We start from the raw sequence: 16,850 nt of genomic DNA, 5'->3' as shown, positions 1-16,850 counted from the left end.
CGACCGCGAACGTCAGGAACGGCGAGGCCCGGAGGAGCGGCTCGCGCTCGGGGTCGTCGGCGCCGTGCCGCAGCAGGTGGTGGGCGGCGGCGTCGGAGGCGAGCGTCCGGTCGACGAGGCCGGGGTCGCGTCGGAGGGCCTCGGCGTGGTGGGCGTCGGGGACCCCGGCGAGGCGCAGCAGGACGGTGAGGTCACCCGGTGTCATGTGCTGTCCGTAGCCCGCCCCGCCCGCGGCGGCCGACCCGCTGCTGGTCATGTGGCGATCGTAGCGCCGGATCCCGGACGGCCGGCGCGCGGCGGCTGTGAGAGCCTGGCCTGATGGCCGCCGAGACCTCGCTGCGCTCCCTCCTCGGCATCCCGCAGGTCGGCCGGACGCTGTCGGCGTCGCTGCTCGGGCGCCTGCCGTACACGGCGATCGGCCTGCTGCTGATCCTGCGGGTGCGCGAGACGGGCGGGGGCTACGCGGAGGGCGGCGCCGCCGCCGGCGCCTTCGCCGTCGGCCTGGCCCTGCTCGGCCCCGTGGTGGGGCGCCTCGTCGACCGCCACGGCCAGCGGGCGGTGCTGCTGCCGTGCGCGGTCCTCTGCGCCCTGCCGCTGACGGCGGCGGCGCTGGTCCCCGACGACACGCACGTCGCCGTGTTCGTGGTGCTGGCGGCGCTCGCCGGGATGGCGCACCCGCCGTTGAGCGGCGCGATGCGCGCCCTGTGGCCGGAGCTCGTGCCCCCCGACCGGCGGCACGCGGTGTTCGCCATCGAGGCCGCGGGTGTGGAGCTCACGTTCATCGCGGGGCCCCTCCTGCTGGTCGGCGTACTCGCGGGGGTGGCGTCGCCGTCGGTGGCCCTCCTCGCCGCGGCCGCCCTGCTGGTCGGTGGGACGCTGCTGTTCACGACGGCCCCGTCCTCCCGCGACTGGCGGCCGGCGTCGGCGGCGGTGCGGACCCTGACGGGGGCCCTCGGCAGCCCCGCCCTGCTGACCCTCGTCGCGTCGTCGGTGTGCATGGGCGCGTCGTTCGGGGCGATCGAGGTGGCGACGACGGCCCACGCCGACGAGCACGGATCCCCGGCCCTCGTCGGCCCGCTGCTCGCGGCGTGGGCGGCGGGGAGCCTGGTGGGGGGCGTCGCGACGGCGCGGAGCCGCGCCCCGTCCGACCCGCGGGGGCGGCTGGTGGTGCTCCTGGCGGCGACGGCGGCCGCGGACGTGCTGGTGGCGGTCGCCCCACGGCCGCTGCTGCTGGCGCCGGCGCTGTTCGTCGCGGGGTCGTGCATCGCCCCGGCGTTCGCGACCCTCTACTCGATGGTGTCCGACCTCGCCCGCGAGGGGACGTTGACGGAGTCGTACACGTGGGTCAGCACGGGCGTGACGACGGGGCTCGCCGCGGGGGCGGCGGTGGGCGGCGCGACGGTCGATGCGTTCTCGACGCACGCCGCGATGGCGGGCGCGGCCGGGATGGTGCTGCTCGCCACGGTCATCGCGGTCGTCGCCCGTCGCCTGCTGGAGCCGCCGGGGGCCGCGCCCGCCTGAGCGCGGCCCCCGGCGGGCCCGTCACGGCGAGGGCGTCGCGGGGTCCTCGGCGGCGTCGACGTCGGCGGGGCCGGTCTCCTCCGGCCACTCGTCCTCGCCCTCCAGGTGCTCCGGCTGCACGTCGGGACCCTCGCGCTCGTCGGCCGACCTCTTCGGATCCATCCCCACCCTCCTCGTCGCGGACCGGACCACGGCCTACCCGGGCGGGGGAGCGGACAACCGCACGACGCGCACGTCGGGGTTGCGGCGGACGAGCTCCTCGATGATGACGCCGCGGTGGCAGAGGGCCGGGTCGTCCTCGAGGCACAGCATCGCGGTGGGCCGCTCCGCGATCCGCTCGGCGACGACGTCGACGGCCCACCCGTGGGCGCCGAGCAGGTGCTCCCGGAACGCCTCGCGCCCCTCCTCGAGGCGGCCGGCCTTGAACACCTCGCGCAGGGGGGCGGGGTTGCCGAGCTCGGGGCGGTGCTCGTAGACGATCCCGCCGTCGGCGAGCACGTCCTGCAGGCGCCGCCGCGAGAACCCGGCCCGGCGGCTCTGCGGGAGGGCCCGCACGTCGCAGACCCACTCGATCCCCGCCTCCTCCAGCACCTCGCGCATGGCGACCGGCGTCGGGAAGCGCTCGTAGCCGATGGTCCACAGGGTCCGGGGCGTCGTGGTCACCCGCACATCGTGACGGGACCCGGCGGCCCGGGCCCGGCGACGTAAGACGACCGCGCGGCCCGGGTGATCCGCGAGGGGTGGCGCGTGGGAGCCCGCGGGTCGTAGATTCGCCGAAACCCACAGAAGCTCCACCCGGCGTGACCCGTTCCCGGCAGGCCGAGCCCCGGCAGGAGATGCAGATGACCCCGTTCCCGTCCCCCGGACCGCATCGGCTGCGGCGGCGGGTCGCCGCCGCCGCGGTCGCGCTCGCAGCGGCCCTCTCCCTCGCGTCCGTCGCCTCGGCGGCGCCCCGGTCGGGGTCCGTCTCCGATCCCCGCGACGTCCTGCCGAGCGTCCAGAACCCGGGGCTGAGCGGGATGGACGTCCGCTCGGTCGCGACGACCTACGAGCCCGAGACGGGCGAGCTCACCGTCGTCCTCACACTCCACGACCCACTTCCGTGGGGCGCGTCGACGGACCTCGGCCTCGGGCTGGGCGCCGCGGGAGCCGACGGCCGCTGCAGCGCACCGACCACCAACCCGAACACCGGCGCGGCCGTGGGGCGCACCGGCGACCCCGTCCTCGACCTGTCGGTGTACACCGACTACCAGCGGGGATGGACCGACTTCCAGGCCTACGGCTACATGCGCGTGGCGGGCTACTCCGGCGCGGTCGGTGTGAGCTCCGGCACCCAGAGCGCCGACCGGCGCGGGGTCACGTGGACGTTCGGCCCGGTCCCAGCGCTCGTCCGGCGCGACCTGACGTGCGTCACGTCGATCGTGATGGGCCGCTGGACGGACAACCCCGACGAGGCGTCGCCGTTCTTCTTCAGCGGGTTCGCGCCGCCCCCGCCGGCGACGGACGACGTCACCGCGCCCGTCGTGAGCTGGCAGTCGCCGCGGCAGGGCCAGACGATCTCCGGCATCTGGCAGGAGGCCGGGGGCAACGGCCGCTCGGCATGCCGCATCGGCGCGACCGATGACGTGGGCGTCACCCGCGTCGACGTGTTCCTCGACGGGGACTTCCTGAACCAGGAGCTGTACGCCCCGTGGGCGTGCGTGCTCGACACCACGGCGATCGCCAACGGCACCCACACCCTGAGGGCCGTCGCCTACGACGCGCGGGGCAACTCCCGTGCCTCCAGCATCCAGGTGGTCGTGGACAACCCGGAGGGCGCTCCACCGCCGCCGCCCCTGCCGGTGCCGCCGCCCCCGCCCACGCCGCCGGCGCTCGCGCCGATCGTGAGCACGTCGCCACCCGTCGTCGTCACGCCCCCGCCGGTCGTCCCGGCCGTGGCCCCGGCCGACGTGACGGCGCCCGGGGTCGGGCTCGGCACGACGGGCCGGTCGATCCGCACCCTGCGCCTCGTCGGCCTGGTCGCGCGCTTCACCTGCACCGAGAACTGCCTCGTGACGGCCCGGCTGCTGCTGCCGGCCGCGACGGCCGCCCGCCTCGGACTGCCGCGCCTCATCGGCTCGACGGGACCGGCGGTCGGCACCCCCGCCACGCGGGCGGTCACGATCGTGCGCCTCACGCCGCGCGCGCGGCGGGCGCTCGCGGGGCGCAGGTCGCTGGCGGCCCGGTTGGAGCTGACCGGGACCGACGCGAGCGGCAACGTCCGCGTCATCGCCCGCACCGTCACCTTCGGGCGGTGACGCCGCCGGCCGGGCGGCCCGTGCGCCGCCCGGCCCGGTCCTACCCCGGGGCGGTCAGGCGGAAGGGGTGGCGACCGACGCGCCAGCGGCCGTCCATCCTCAACGCGAGGAACGGCCCGACCCGGAGGGCGAACAGGGTGGTGAGGCGCACCGCGCCCCGGGCGGCCGCCGCGCGGACGGATCCGTGGTTGACGACGTCGATCGTCGAGAGGATGCGGCGGGGGGCGAGGTCGCGGACCGCCCAGTGGACGAGGCGGGGGTAGAAGCGCCGGCCCCGGTGCGACGGGAGGGTGAAGCCGTCGAAGATCCAGTACTCGTCCGGCGCGAGGACGAACGTGACGCCCTCCTCCGTGTACTCCGACCCGCCGTGGACCCAGAGGTACGAGACGGGGATGTCCCCGTCGTAGGCGACGGCGACCCGGTGGCCGTCGCGCAGCCGGCCGGGGTTCGCGTCCTGGCCGCTCGACGCCGACAGGGCCGCGATGTCCTCGTACGACCGCGCCCACGCGGCGCGGAGGTCCGAGGGGACGGCCTGGCGCGTCTCGTACAGGTGGTACCACTCCGCGCTCGCCCAGCGGGGCGGCAGGATCTTCTGCAGCGCGACGAACGCGACCCCCCGCACCCCGTTCCGGGTGAGGATGGCCTGCATCGTCCCGAACTTGCGGCTCGCGAGGGTGTCACTCATCGACCGGCGTCACCGTGGACGTGGAACGCGATGGGTCGCCTCCGGGGGGCGCGGGTGCAGGACGGTGTGGACGCGTCCTCTCCTCCGCGTACGCAGAAGAGTACGCGCACGGGACGGACACGGATCGTCCACATTCCCCGGAACGCACTTCCCCACGCAGCATCCGCCGGCCCGGGGAGGGGTTTCGGCAGGATCGGACGTGGGGCCCGCGCGGCCCGGGGGGACGGGACCACACCAGGACACGGGACCGCCCCCAAGGTTGGCCCGAGCGCCGCCGCCGGTTCCCGCGCGACACGACGGGGACGTCCCGGAACGACGAAAGCCCCGCGATGCGGGGCTTTCCATGGGCCGTACTGGGCTCGAACCAGTGACCCCCAGCTTGTCGAGCTGGTGCTCTCCCAACTGAGCTAACGGCCCGCGGCCCGGGACCATAGCAGCCCCCGCCGGACCGTCCGCGGCCCTAGCGGACGAGCGGGATGCGCGCCGCGTCGATCCGGGGCAGCACACGTCCGGCCTCCACCCCGAGCCACTGTTCGAGCAGGCTCGCATAGACGGTGCGGAACTCGGTCGTGACGAGGAGGTTGTCGTCCTCGTCGAGCCGGGCGAGGCCCGGGAACTCGCTGCGGATGCCCCCGTTCGCCCGGTCCCCGACGACCATCACCAGCCCGCCGGCGCCGTGGTCGGTGCCGCCGGAGTCGTTGTCCTCGGGGCGCCGGCCGAACTCGCTCCACACCAGCGTCAGCACACGACCCGACAGCCCGCGGGCCCCGAGGTCGGCCTGCCACGCGACGAGGGAGTCGCCGAGGTCGGTGAGGAGGTCGGCGTGGTCGGTGGCCTGGTCGTCGTGGGTGTCGAACCCGCCGACCGACAGGGCCGCGACGCGCGTCCCGAACCCGGCGCCGAGCATCCGGGCGAGGTTCTGCAGCCCCTTCCCGAGGTTGCTGTCCGGGTACTCCATCGGCACCGGCGGCAGCGGGTTCTGCTCGGTCACGCGCAGGGGCCGGAGCTGGTCGCGCACCGTGAACGCGTTCGAGTACGTCCGCCGGGCGGCCGCCAGCGCGGGCGACGACGTCGGGCCGGACGCGGCGCGCCGGTACGCGTCGGAGAACCCGTCGCCGCCCCAGACACCCTGGATGTAGAAGTCGAAGCCGTTCGGGTCGAACACCGTCGCCGTCGCCGCGCGGCGGGACACGAGGACGGGGTCGGGCGACCACGAGACGCTGATCCCCTGGAGCGGGTTGTCGCGCACGCCGACGGCGTCGAGGGTGCGCCCCAGCCACCCCGTCGTCTCGAACGACGGCCCGACGATGCCGCGGCGCCAGTACGCGACGGAGTTGAAGTGCGACTGGTCGGCGTCGGCGAAGTCCACCGACGGCAGCACCGCCACCTTCCCCTGGTCGTAGAGCCGGCTCAGGCCGCCGAGGGACGGGTGCCAGCCGAACTCCGGGTGCCCCGCCAGCGGCAGGGTCGTCTCCGGCGCGATGCGGAGGCGGCTGCGGTACGTCGGGTACAGGGGGTCGGCGAGCGGCACGAGCGTGTTCAGCCCGTCGTTGCCGCCATCGAGGTAGAGGGACACGAGGATGGTCGCGTCGGGGGCGCCCTGCGCCTGGGCGGAGGCCGCCTCCAGCACGCTGCGGGTCGACAGCCCGCCGAGCGCCGCCGCGCCGATCCAGAGACCGACGCCGCGCTCCAGCAGGTCCTTGCGCGTCATGCCGCCGGAGCGCTCGAACTCGGCGAGGCCGTCGAGGGCGTCCGCCGGCACGGGGACCACGTCGGTGGCGCGGCCGAGGAACGCCCGGCGGGTGGCGTGGTGGTCGCGGCAGCCGTGACGGGGGGTGCTCATCGCGCTCCTCAGCAGACCTGGGCGTCGGGACCGGCCAGGAGCAGGTGCCGCAGCACGCGCTGGCGCTCCGGGAAGAAGTGCTCGACCTCCCAGTCGTCGGTGCGGCCCTTCACCGACGACACCGCGTACGACTGGAGGGCGCGGCGGGTGCGGGGCCCGACCCGCGGGGACCCCGTCGCCGCCATCGCGCTGCGGAGGGCCTGGGCGGGCGTCTGCTTCGCCGAGATCGACCCGTCCTCGATGGTGTCGCGGAGCACCGCCGTCGCGGCGTCGAAGCGCGCCCGGATCGAGCTCGTCGACAGCCAGGAGGTCCCGCCCTCCCAGCCCGACACGTTCGGCGGGTGGAACGGCACCTGCCCCATCTGGTCGAGGCGGTACACCCAGCTCTCGTCGTCGACGCGCCCGCCCGTCATCCGGAGCATCCCCGCCGTGTAGACGAACGGCGACTTCACCATGTCGGGCTCGGCGAGGCTCGCGTAGAAGAGCTTGTGGGTGAGGATCTCGCGCAGCACCGGCCGCACGTCGGTCTTCGCCGTCCGGTACGTGCGCGCCAGCGACCGCAGCAGCGACGGGGGGCACGGCCGCGGGCTGAAGTAGTCCCAGAGCTTCCCGCAGATGAACGCCGGGTGGGCCTTGTGCTCGACCGCGATGTCCACCACGTCGAGGGGCTGGAAGCGGCCGACGCGGCCCATGATCCGCTTCACGCCGGGGTCGTGGCGGTCGGGGTCGAACCCGAAGCGCCGGCTCTCGTAGTCGAAGGTGAACCCCGTCAGCGCGCGTGCGGCCTCGCGGACGTCCCGCTCCGTGTAGCCGTTGTTCACCCCGAGCGTGAACAGCTCGAGCAGCTCGCGGGCGAAGTTCTCGTTCGGGTGGCCCTTCTCGGAGTTCGCGAGGCTGAGGAAGAGCTGCATCGCCCGGTCGCGGGTGATCGCCCGCGCCAGGTCGCGGAAACGGCCGAGCGCCCCGCGCCGCAACGTCCAGTACTGGGCGAGCATCAGCCGCGTGTCGCCCACCCCGTCGTTCGAGGTGGCGAAGTGGTCGTGCCAGTTGAACGTCATCCGCTCCACGAGCGGGTGGCGGGTCCGCACCGCCCGGTCGAGCCACCAGAGGACGTCGTGGCCGTAGGCGTTCACCGGGTCGAGGGGTGCGCCGTCGACCCGCGCCGGGCGGCCCGCCAGGGCGCGGCCCCGGGGGGCGAGGAGGTGCTCGACGGCGCCCGCGACGCCGCGGCGCGCCAGGTCGTCGACCTCACCGGGCCGCGGGCCGAACCCCGCCCGCCAGGTGAGGCGCTCCGCGCGCGCCCGGTCCGCGGACCCCGCCACTACCTCGCCGCCGTCCGGCGCTTCGTGACGAGGAGGGTGCCGCCCATGCCGCGCTCCCGGTGGTCGCTGACGGTGCAGTAGAACGTGTACCGCCCGCGGGTGAGGCGCACCTTCAGCCGGCCCAGGTCGCCGGGGCCGACGACCCCGGTCTCGCCGCGGGCGGTGCCGCGGGGGCCGACGATCCGCAGGTCGTGGTCGTCCTCGCCGATGTTCTTCACCTGCAGCAGGACCGGCCCGGCGGGGACCGACCGGCGGGTGCCGGTGAAGCGGAACTCGTCGGCGAACGTCAGCACCCGCGCGGGCGGCGGGGTGGCGACGGGCGCCGGGGGCACGGCGAGGGCGAACATCGTCGCCGACCCTATCGGCGGCCGGGGCCGAGACCGTGAGCCCTGCGTGAGGGTCATGTTCGGGAATTGCGAGGCCGCGCGGGCCGCGTGTACCGTCCCGGGCGTGTCCGCACCCGCCCCCCTCGACGTCGGCATCGCGGGCGCCGGGCAGCTCGCGCGGATGACCTGCCTCGCCGCGTGGCCGCTCGGCCTGCGGGTCGGGGTGCTGGGACGCCCCGGCGAGCCGGCCGTCGCGATGGCCGCCGGCCTGGTGGAGGGCGACTGGCGCGACGCGGAGGCCGTCCGCGCCCTCGGGGCCGCGGCGGGCGTCGTCACGCTCGAGAACGAGTTCGTGGACGCCGGCGCGCTCGCGGAGGTGCAGGCCGCCGGCACGCCGGTGCGCCCCGACCCCGCCGTCCTCGCGCGCGTCCAGGACAAGGCGCTGCAGAAGGAGCTGCTGCGGGGCGCGGGCCTGCCGACCGCCCCGTTCGTCGTCGCCGGCCACGCGCGCGAGCTCGCCGCCGCCGGCCGCGACCTCGGCTGGCCGCTGATGCTGAAGTCGCGCCGCCTCGGCTACGACGGGTACGGCAACGCCACCTGCGCCGACGAGGCGGAGGCCGTCGCCGCGTTCGCCCGCCTCGACGGCGGCGACGGGGTGCTGGTGGAGGGCATGGTGGCCTTCGCCAACGAGCTCGCCGCGATGGTCGCGCGGACGCCCTCCGGGGGCGTCGCCTGCTACCCCGTCGTCGAGACCGTGCAGCGCGACCACGTCTGCCACGAGGTCATCGCCCCCGCGCCCGTCGCGCCCGACGCCCTCGCCCGGGCCCGCGAGGTCGCGCTCGCCGCCGCGGACGCGGCGGAGGGGCTCGGCGTCACCGGGGTCGAGATGTTCCTCGCCGACGGCGCCGTCATGGTCAACGAGCTCGCCCCCCGCCCCCACAACTCGGGGCACTACACGATCGAGGCCTGTGAGACGTCGCAGTTCGAGAACCACCTCCGCGGGGTGCTCGACCTGCCCCTCGGCGACGTCGCGATGCGCGCCCCGGCGGCCGCGATGGTGAACCTGCTCGGCTCCACCACGGGCCCCGCCCGCCCCGACGTCCGCGCCGCCCTCGCCGTGGAAGGCGCGCACCTGCACCTCTACGACAAGGCCGAGGTGCGGCCCGGGCGCAAGATGGGACACGTCACGGCGCTCGGCGCCACGACCGGGGAGGCCCTGGCGCGCGCCCGGGCCGCCGCCGCGGCGGCCGGCCTGTGAGCGCCGGCACGGCCCCCGTGGTGGGGATCGTGATGGGCAGCGACAGCGACCTGCCCGTGATGAAGGCCGCCGCGGAGGTGCTGCGCGACCTCGGCGTCCCCCACGAGGTGCGCGTCGTGTCGGCCCACCGCACCCCGCACGACATGATCGCCTACGGCGGCGAGGCCGCCGACCGCGGCCTGCGCGTCATCGTCGCGGGCGCCGGCGGCGCGGCGCACCTGCCGGGGATGCTGGCGGCCGTCACCACGCTCCCCGTCATCGGCGTCCCGGTGCGCACCACCGCCCTCGACGGCATGGACTCCCTCCTCTCGATCGTGCAGATGCCGAAGGGCGTCCCCGTCGCGACCGTCGCCATCGACGGCGGCCGCAACGCCGGCCTGCTCGCCGCCCAGATCCTCGCCCTCGGCGACCCCGCCCTCGGCCACCGGATCGCCCACCTGCGGGCCGAGACCGCCGAGGCGGCGCGCACCGCGGACGCCCGGGTCCGGGGCGTCTGAGGGACGGTGCGCGCATGCCCGACGAGGACGACGCGATGACGGGCCCTCCCGGGGGGACGATGCCCCTCGCCGCCGGCTTCCCGCCCGCGGACCACGCGCGGTGGATGGACGAGGTGCGGCGGGTGCTGACCCGCGGCCGCGACGACGCCACCGACGACGAGGTGCGAGCCCTGTTCGCCCGCGTCCTCGAGACGCCGACGCCCGACGGGCCCACGCTGCAGCCGCTCTACACGGCCGCCGACGCGCCGCCGCCGGGGGCGGAGGGGCTGCCCGGGCTGCACCCCTTCACCCGTGGCGCGCTGCCGCGGCCGCCCGCCGGGCGCTGGGACGCGCGGCAGGTCGTCCGCGTCGCCGGTGACGGCGCCGGCGCCGCCGGGAGGGCCCGCCACGAGCTGGAGAACGGCGCGTCGTCGGTGCTGCTCGACCTGCGCGACGCCACGGAGATCGACGTCGCCCTGCTCGACCGGGTCCTCGACGGCGTGCTGCTCGACGCCGCGGCCGTCGGCCTCCGCGCCGGGGCGCGCGGCCTCGCGGCGGCGACCGCCCTGCGTGGGCTGTGGGCCGAGCGCGGCGTCGCCGACGACGAGGTCGCCGGGTCGCTCGGGCTCGACCCGATCGGCCGCCACGCGGCGTCAGGCGGCGCCGACGGGCCGGTCTCCGAGGGGGTCGCCGCCGCGGTGGCGGTGGCGGCGGAGGTCGCGGCCCGCCACCCCGGCGTCCGCACCGTCCTGGTGGACGCGTCCCGCTACCACGACGCCGGCGGCTCCGACGTCCAGCAGCTCGCCTACGCCGTCGCCACCGGCGTCGCCTACCTGCGCGCGCTGACCGACGGCGGCCTCGCCCTCGGCCCCGCCCTCGGGCAGATCGAGTTCCGCCTCGCCGCCGGCGACCGGCAGTTCCCCGCGATCGCCACGGTCCGCGCCCTGCGGCGGCTGTGGGCGCGGGTCGCCGAGGTCGCCGGGGCCGCGCCCGCCGCGCGGGCGGCCCGGGTGCACGCCATCTCCTCGCGTGCGATGGCGACCCGGTACGACCCCTGGGTCAACCTGCTGCGCGGCACCATCGCGTGCTTCTCGGCGGGGATCGGCGGCGCCGAGGTGGTCACCGTCGAGCCCTACGACGCGGCGCTCGACGCCGACTCCGACCTCGGGAGGCGCCTCGCCCGCAACACCCAGAGCCTGCTGATGGACGAGTCCGGGCTGGGACGGGTGGCCGACCCCGCCGGCGGGTCGTGGTTCGTGGAGCGGCTCACGGAGGACCTCGCGACCGCCGCGTGGGACCGGTTCCGCGACGTCGAGCGGTCCGGCGGCATCGTCGCGGCGCTCGACGCCGGCGACGTGCAGCGCGCCGTCGCGGAGGCCTGGGAGGAGCGCCGCGGCGCGATCGCCCGCCGCCGCGACCCGATCACCGGGGTCAGCGAGTTCCCCGACCCCGGCGAGACGCCGCCGCCCCCCGCGCCCGCCGCCGTCGCCCCGCCGGGCACGCCGATCCCCGCCCTCGTCCCCCGCCGCTACGCCGAGCCCTTCGAGGACCTCCGCGCCCGCGCCGACCGCGCCGCGGGGACGGACGCCGGCCGCCCCGCCGTGTTCCTCGCGACCCTCGGCCCGCCCGCCGTGCACACCGCGCGGGCGGGCTTCGCCGCCAACCTCTTCGCCGCCGGGGGCGTGCGGGTGGTCGCCCACCCGGGCCTCGGCCCCGGCGACGACGCCGGCGCCGCGTTCGCCGCGAGCGGGGCGGCCCTCGCGTGCATCTGCTCCGGCGACGACGTCTACGCCGAGCGCGCCGCCGGCGTCGCGGCGGAGCTCCACGCGGCGGGCGCCGCCCGCGTCTACCTCGCGGGACGCACCGAGGTGGACGGCGTCGACGAGCACGCGTACGCCGGATGCGACGCCGTCGCGCTCCTGACGGGGGCGCTCGCCGCCGCAGGGGTGGAGACGTGAGCGGGATCCCCGACTTCTCCGAGGTCCCCCTCGGCGACCCGGAGCCCGACGGCGACCTCGCCGCCTGGCGTGCGGCGGCCGAGGAGCGGGAGGGCGTGCCCGCCGACGCCCTGACGTGGACGACGCCCGAGTCGATCCCCGTCGCGCCGGTGCACACCCCCGCCGACCGGGACGGCCTCGACTTCCTCGGCACGTACCCGGGGATCGCGCCGTTCCTGCGCGGCCCCTACCCCACGATGTACGTCAACCAGCCGTGGACGGTGCGCCAGTACGCCGGGTTCTCGACGGCGCAGGAGTCGAACGCGTTCTACCGGCGCAACCTCGCCGCCGGGCAGAAGGGCCTGTCGATCGCGTTCGACCTGCCCACCCACCGCGGCTACGACAGCGACCACCCGCGCGTCGGCGGCGACGTCGGGATGGCGGGCGTCGCGATCGACTCGATCCTCGACATGCGCCAGCTGTTCGACGGGATCCCGCTGGACCGCATGAGCGTGTCGATGACCATGAACGGCGCGGTGCTGCCGGTGATGGCGCTCTACATCGTCGCCGCCGAGGAGCAGGGCGTCCCGCCCGAGAAGCTCGCCGGGACGATCCAGAACGACATCCTCAAGGAGTTCATGGTCCGGAACACCTACATCTATCCGCCGGCGCCCTCGATGACCGTGATCTCGGACATCTTCGCGTACACGTCGCAGCGGATGCCGCGCTTCAACTCCATCTCGATCTCCGGGTACCACATGCAGGAGGCCGGGGCGACGGCCGACCTGGAGCTGGCGTACACGCTCGCCGACGGCGTCCAGTACATCCGCGCCGGCCAGGCCGCGGGGATGGACGTCGACGCGTTCGCGCCACGCCTGTCGTTCTTCTGGGCGATCGGCATGAACTTCTTCATGGAGGTCGCGAAGCTGCGGGCCGCCCGCCTGCTTTGGGCGCGCCTCGTCGCCGAGTTCGGCCCCCGCAACGACAAGTCGCTGTCGCTGCGCACCCACTCCCAGACCTCCGGCTGGTCGCTCACCGCCCAGGACGTCTTCAACAACGTCGTCCGGACGTGCGTCGAGGCGATGGCCGCCACCCAGGGCCACACCCAGTCGCTCCACACCAACGCCCTCGACGAGGCCCTCGCCCTCCCCACCGACTTCAGCGCCCGCATCGCCCGCAACACCCAGCTGCTGCTGCAGCAGGAGTCGGGGACGACCCGCGTCATCGACCCGTGGGGCGGCTCGTACTTCGTGGAGCGGCTCACCCACGACCTCGCCCGCGCCGCGTGGGGGCACATCCGCGAGGTCGAGGAGGCCGGCGGCATGACCGCCGCCATCGAGGAGGGCATCCCGAAGCTCCGCATCGAGGAGGCCGCCGCCCGCACCCAGGCGCGCATCGACTCGGGCCAGCAGCCCGTGATCGGGGTGAACCGCTTCCGGCCGAAGCACGAGGACCCGATCGACGTCCTGCGGGTCGACAACCGCGCGGTGCGGACGGAACAGCTCGAGAAGCTGCGCCGCCTGCGCGCCGAGCGCGACGGGGAGGCCTGCGCGGCCGCCCTCGCCCGCCTGACCGCCGCGGCGGCGCGGGCGGCGGAGGGCCACCGCGGCCCCGGCCTCGACGAGAACCTGCTGCACCTGTCGGTCGAGGCGGCCCGCGCCCACGCCACCGTCGGGGAGATCAGCGAGGCGATGGAGAAGGTGTTCGGCCGCCACACCGCCCGCATCCGTACGATCTCGGGCGTGTACCGGCGCGAGGTCGGGGAGTCGGCGGACGCCGATCGGGTCCACGCACGGGTGGAGGAGTTCGCGCGGGCCCACGGGCGCCGCCCCCGCATCCTCGTCGCGAAGATGGGCCAGGACGGCCACGACCGCGGCCAGAAGGTGATCGCGACGGCGTTCGCCGACCTCGGCTTCGACGTCGACGTCGGCCCGCTGTTCCAGACGCCGGCCGAGGTCGCCCGCCAGGCCGTCGAGGCCGACGTGCACGTGGTCGGGGTCTCGTCGCTCGCCGCCGGGCACCTGACCCTGGTGCCGGAGCTGCGGGAGGAGCTCGCGAAGCTCGGCGGCGAGGGGATCATGGTCGCCGTCGGCGGCGTCATCCCCCCGGGCGACTGGGACGCCCTGCGCGCCGCCGGGGCCGCCGCGATCTTCCCCCCCGGCACCGTGATCGCCTCGGCCGCCGGGGAGCTGCTCGACCGGCTCGAGGGGGCCGCCGCCTCCGCCGAGCGGTGAGCGGGCCGGCGGAGGACGTCGCCGGCCACGTCCGCGGCGTCCGCGACGGGGGCCTCGCCCAGGTCGCCCGCGCGATCACGCTCGTCGAGTCGACGTTGCCGGCGCACCGCCGTATGGCGCAGGAGATGCTCGTCGAGCTGCTGCCCCACGCGGGCGGCGCGCGCCGGGTCGGCATCACGGGCGTCCCCGGGGTCGGGAAGTCGACGTTCATCGACGCCCTCGGCACCCACCTGACGGCCGCCGGGCACCGGGTGGCGGTCCTCGCCGTGGATCCGTCGTCGACGCGTCGCGGCGGCAGCATCCTCGGCGACAAGACCCGCATGGCGCGTCTCGCCGTCGACCCGGCGGCCTACATCCGGCCCTCCCCCACCTCCGGGACCCTCGGCGGCGTCGCCCGCGCCACGCGCGAGGCGATCGTGGTGCTGGAGGCCGCCGGCTTCGACGTGGTCCTCGTCGAGACGGTCGGCGTCGGCCAGTCCGAGACGGCGGTCGCCGGGATGGTCGACCACTTCCTCCTGCTGATGCTGGCCCGCACCGGCGACTCGCTGCAGGGCATCAAGAAGGGCGTCCTCGAGCTGGCGGACGTGATCGCGGTGAACAAGGCCGACGGCGAGCACGCCCGCGAGGCCCGCGCCGCCGCCCGCGAGCTCGCCGACGTGATGCGGATGCTCACGCCGCCGGGGGCGTCGTGGCTGCCGCCGGTCCTGACGTGCAGCGGCCTCGAGGACGCCGGCGTCGACGATGTCTGGCGGGCCGTCGAGGACCACCGCGCCGCCCTCGAGGACGCCGGCGAGCTCGCCGCCCGGCGCGCCGGCCAGGAGGTGACGTGGCTGCGGCGGATGGTCGAGGACGGCCTCACCGCCCGGCTGCGGGAGGACGCCGCGGTCGCGGCGGTCGTGGCGGAGCAGGAGGACCTCGTGCGCGCCGGGTCGACCACCGCCGCCCTCGCCGCCGCCCGCATCCTGGAGGCCGTGGGCTAGGACATCGCGGCGAGCTCGGCCGACACGCGGCGCATGCGGTCGGCGAGGGTGCGCGCCACGCCCGCGAGCACGTGGCTGCGGGTGCGGAGGTCGTCGTGGTCGCCGACCTCGCCGAACGCCTCGCGGGAGAGGCGGTAGGCGACGACGTCGGTCTCGGCGACGGCCGAGGCCGAGCGCGGCAGCCCGTCGATGAACGCCGCCTCGCCGAGGAGCATCCCGGGGCCGACGGCGGCGAGGCGCACCGGGACGCCCCCGTCGGCGCCGACGGCCATCACCCGCGCGCGACCGCGCGCCAGCACCAGGAGGGCGTCCGGGGGGTCGCCCTCGCGCAGGAACACCGCCCCCGCCGGGACCTCGATCCGCTCGACGGCCGCGGCGAGCTCCGCGACCTCGGCGGCCGGCATGTCACGGCACAGGTCGGTGTCGGCGAGGGGCACCTCCCGCGCGCCGTCGCCGTGGGGCTCGACGCCGCGGCGGCGCAGCAGCAGGTCCTCGCACCACTCGATCGCGGCGTCGAGGTCGGTCCCCGCGTCGGGGTGGGACGGCGGCGGATCGGTCCGCGCCTCCCAGCGGCCACCGGGGTCGACGACCACGACGTGGGTGCCGGCGCCCTCCAGCGACTCGCGCAGGTCCGCGAGGATCGCCCGCGCCGCGCGGTTCACGCCCGTCACCCTCCCGATGTCGAAGATCGCGAAGCCGTGCTCGGGCATCTCCTCCCCCACCGCCCGCGCCAGCGCCGCGGCGGCGGTGAACCCGAGGTCGCCGTGCAGCTCGTAGACGCGCACCATGCGGCCCCACGCCCGGAGGACCGTCCGCTCGGGCTCGGTGCGGCGGCGGCGCGACCCCGCGGTGGCGGCCGTCCAGCGCCGCCGGATCGCCGCCGTGCCGGGGCGCGGCGTCTCGAACAGGTGCAGGGCGAACCGGCGCGACAGCTCCGCGCAGACGCGCACGCCACGCACGCTGTTGCCGTACTCGTCGAGCGGCGGGGCGAAGGCGGCGATGCCGATCTGCCCCGGCAGCACGGCCAGCACGCCGCCCGCCACCCCGCTCTTCGCGGGGAGCCCCACGTCGAACAGCCACTGACCGGCGGCGTCGTACATCCCGCAGGTCGCCATCACGCTGAGAACACGGGCGACGTGCCGCTCCTCCAGGGCCCGCTCCCCCGTGACCGGGTTCACGCCCCGGTTCGCGAGGGTGGCGCCGATCAACGCCAGGTCGCGGCACGTGACGAGGATCGCGCACTGGCGGAAGTAGAGGTCGAGCGCCTCCTCGGGGTCGCCCTCCAGCACGTCGGCGTTGCGCAGCAGGTGGGCGATCGCGCGGTTGCGGTGCCCCGTCGCGCGCTCCGACAGGTGGACGGCCTCGTCGACGGCGACGCGGCGCCCCACGTACCGGCCGACGGTCGCGAGGATCCGCGCCATCCGGTGCTCCGCCCCCTCCCCGCGCACCATGCCGGTGGTCGCGATCGCGCCTGCGTTCACCATGGGGTTGAAGGGGGTGCCGCTCTCCTCGTCGAGGCGGATCGAGTTGAACGCCTCCCCCGTCGGCTCGACGCCGACCTTGGCGCGGACCCCGTCGACGCCGTGGTCCTCGAGCGCCATGCCGTAGAGGAGCGGCTTCGAGATCGACTGGATCGTGAAGGCGTGGCGGGTGTCCCCCACCTCGTGGACGTCGCCGTCGGCGGTGGCCGTCGCCACCCCGAACAGCGCCGGGTCGGCGACCGCGAGCTCCGGGATGTACGACGCGGGGGCGCCGGCGGGCGGCTCCGCCCCGACCGACGCGTGCACCGACATCAGGATGCGGCGGACGGAGGATGCGGGGGGCACGGTCATGGGGCGCCGCAACGCTACCCGCCCGGCGCCGGCCACCACCAGTGGCCCCCGGGACATGATCCGGACCGCGCGGCCCGCCGCGGCGGCGGGCGTTTGGCCGCGGGGCCGACGCCGGCGCCCCGGTCGCCCCTCTAGCCTC

14 protein-coding genes and 1 tRNA gene are annotated in these 16,850 nt (G+C 76.2%); 7 read left to right on the top strand and 8 right to left on the bottom strand.

Annotated elements, in window-relative coordinates:
- Positions 1–318 precede the first annotated feature (318 nt).
- Positions 319–1,521 (top strand): MFS transporter, encoded by a 1,203-nt coding sequence (locus IU369_RS06155; protein WP_217923692.1) that lies wholly within the window; start codon positions 319–321, stop codon positions 1,519–1,521.
- Between the two features lie 21 nt (positions 1,522–1,542).
- Here the strand turns inward: IU369_RS06155 and IU369_RS06150 are convergent, their stop codons facing one another.
- Together IU369_RS06150 and IU369_RS06145 are read right to left on the bottom strand one after the other, a co-directional pair.
- Positions 1,543–1,683, bottom strand: coding sequence for a hypothetical protein (locus IU369_RS06150; protein WP_217923691.1), 141 nt, complete (start codon positions 1,681–1,683; stop codon positions 1,543–1,545).
- 33 nt (positions 1,684–1,716) lie between these two features.
- Complete coding sequence (locus tag IU369_RS06145) at positions 1,717–2,184, bottom strand: DUF488 domain-containing protein (protein ID WP_217923690.1); 468 nt, start codon at positions 2,182–2,184, stop codon at positions 1,717–1,719.
- Between the two features lie 137 nt (positions 2,185–2,321).
- Here IU369_RS06145 and IU369_RS06140 point away from each other — a divergent pair, with 137 nt between their 5' ends.
- Complete coding sequence (locus IU369_RS06140) at positions 2,322–3,818, top strand: Ig-like domain-containing protein (protein WP_217923689.1); 1,497 nt, start codon at positions 2,322–2,324, stop codon at positions 3,816–3,818.
- Between the two features lie 40 nt (positions 3,819–3,858).
- On the opposite strand, the gene IU369_RS06135 is transcribed toward IU369_RS06140, so the two are convergent.
- The 5 genes from IU369_RS06135 to IU369_RS06115 all read right to left on the bottom strand — a co-directional run bounded on the left by IU369_RS06135 (position 3,859) and on the right by IU369_RS06115 (position 8,015).
- On the bottom strand, positions 3,859–4,503 hold the full coding sequence (locus IU369_RS06135; protein WP_217923688.1) for a hypothetical protein: 645 nt from the start codon (positions 4,501–4,503) through the stop codon (positions 3,859–3,861).
- A gap of 344 nt (positions 4,504–4,847) precedes the next feature.
- Positions 4,848–4,920: transfer RNA gene (locus IU369_RS06130), tRNA-Val, on the bottom strand.
- Between the two features lie 43 nt (positions 4,921–4,963).
- Positions 4,964–6,346: a DUF1501 domain-containing protein gene (locus IU369_RS06125; RefSeq protein WP_217923687.1), complete on the bottom strand. Its 1,383-nt coding sequence runs from the start codon at positions 6,344–6,346 to the stop codon at positions 4,964–4,966.
- A gap of 8 nt (positions 6,347–6,354) precedes the next feature.
- Positions 6,355–7,668, bottom strand: a complete 1,314-nt coding sequence (locus tag IU369_RS06120; RefSeq protein ID WP_217923686.1) for a DUF1800 domain-containing protein — start codon at positions 7,666–7,668, stop codon at positions 6,355–6,357.
- The gene (locus tag IU369_RS06115) at positions 7,668–8,015 is read right to left on the bottom strand and encodes a cupredoxin domain-containing protein (RefSeq protein WP_217923685.1); all 348 of its coding nucleotides are present in this window, start codon (positions 8,013–8,015) and stop codon (positions 7,668–7,670) included. Before IU369_RS06115 ends, IU369_RS06120 begins: the two co-directional genes overlap by 1 nt.
- 103 nt (positions 8,016–8,118) lie before the next feature.
- On the opposite strand from IU369_RS06115, the gene purK reads away from it, so the two are divergent.
- Genes purK through meaB form a run of 5 tightly spaced genes read left to right on the top strand, consistent with a single transcriptional unit; the run spans position 8,119 to position 14,879 of the window.
- Complete coding sequence (gene purK / locus IU369_RS06110) at positions 8,119–9,252, top strand: 5-(carboxyamino)imidazole ribonucleotide synthase (RefSeq protein ID WP_246551363.1); 1,134 nt, start codon at positions 8,119–8,121, stop codon at positions 9,250–9,252.
- Between the two features lie 32 nt (positions 9,253–9,284).
- Positions 9,285–9,749 carry a 5-(carboxyamino)imidazole ribonucleotide mutase gene (purE, locus tag IU369_RS06105; RefSeq protein ID WP_217924334.1) on the top strand — a complete coding sequence of 155 codons (465 nt, stop codon included), beginning with the start codon at positions 9,285–9,287 and terminating at the stop codon, positions 9,747–9,749.
- 14 nt (positions 9,750–9,763) lie between these two features.
- Positions 9,764–11,686: a methylmalonyl-CoA mutase family protein gene (locus IU369_RS06100; RefSeq protein ID WP_217923684.1), complete on the top strand. Its 1,923-nt coding sequence runs from the start codon at positions 9,764–9,766 to the stop codon at positions 11,684–11,686.
- A complete protein-coding gene (gene scpA / locus IU369_RS06095; protein ID WP_343233200.1) occupies positions 11,629–13,899 on the top strand; it encodes a methylmalonyl-CoA mutase in 2,271 nt (756 codons plus the stop codon). The genes IU369_RS06100 and scpA overlap by 58 nt, the downstream gene beginning before the upstream one ends.
- The gene (gene meaB / locus IU369_RS06090) at positions 13,896–14,879 is read left to right on the top strand and encodes a methylmalonyl Co-A mutase-associated GTPase MeaB (RefSeq protein ID WP_217923682.1); all 984 of its coding nucleotides are present in this window, start codon (positions 13,896–13,898) and stop codon (positions 14,877–14,879) included. Before scpA ends, meaB begins: the two co-directional genes overlap by 4 nt.
- On the opposite strand, the gene glsA is transcribed toward meaB, so the two are convergent.
- The gene (gene glsA / locus IU369_RS06085; protein WP_217923681.1) at positions 14,876–16,711 is read right to left on the bottom strand and encodes a glutaminase A; all 1,836 of its coding nucleotides are present in this window, start codon (positions 16,709–16,711) and stop codon (positions 14,876–14,878) included. The two genes, meaB and glsA, sit on opposite strands and share 4 nt — an antisense overlap.
- Positions 16,712–16,850 lie beyond the last annotated feature (139 nt).

It is taken from the genome of Miltoncostaea oceani, from assembly GCF_018141545.1.
In the GTDB taxonomy this organism is placed as follows: Bacteria; Actinomycetota; Thermoleophilia; order Miltoncostaeales; family Miltoncostaeaceae; genus Miltoncostaea; species Miltoncostaea oceani.
Note: the sequence above shows the minus strand (reverse complement) of the source record. Positions and strands in the feature narration are given on the sequence as shown.

Excerpts from the sequence above, each read along its gene's own strand:
- IU369_RS06155 (WP_217923692.1), top strand. The coding sequence starts at position 319 with ATGGCCGCCGAGACCTCGCTGCGCTCCCTCCTCGGCATCCCGCAGGTC.
- IU369_RS06150 (WP_217923691.1), bottom strand. The coding sequence starts at position 1,683 with ATGGATCCGAAGAGGTCGGCCGACGAGCGCGAGGGTCCCGACGTGCAG.
- IU369_RS06135 (WP_217923688.1), bottom strand. The coding sequence starts at position 4,503 with ATGAGTGACACCCTCGCGAGCCGCAAGTTCGGGACGATGCAGGCCATC.
- IU369_RS06125 (WP_217923687.1), bottom strand. The coding sequence starts at position 6,346 with ATGAGCACCCCCCGTCACGGCTGCCGCGACCACCACGCCACCCGCCGG.
- IU369_RS06115 (WP_217923685.1), bottom strand. The coding sequence starts at position 8,015 with ATGTTCGCCCTCGCCGTGCCCCCGGCGCCCGTCGCCACCCCGCCGCCC.
- purE (WP_217924334.1), top strand. The coding sequence starts at position 9,285 with ATGGGCAGCGACAGCGACCTGCCCGTGATGAAGGCCGCCGCGGAGGTG.
- IU369_RS06100 (WP_217923684.1), top strand. The coding sequence starts at position 9,764 with ATGCCCGACGAGGACGACGCGATGACGGGCCCTCCCGGGGGGACGATG.
- scpA (WP_343233200.1), top strand. The coding sequence starts at position 11,629 with ATGCGACGCCGTCGCGCTCCTGACGGGGGCGCTCGCCGCCGCAGGGGT.
- glsA (WP_217923681.1), bottom strand. The coding sequence starts at position 16,711 with ATGACCGTGCCCCCCGCATCCTCCGTCCGCCGCATCCTGATGTCGGTG.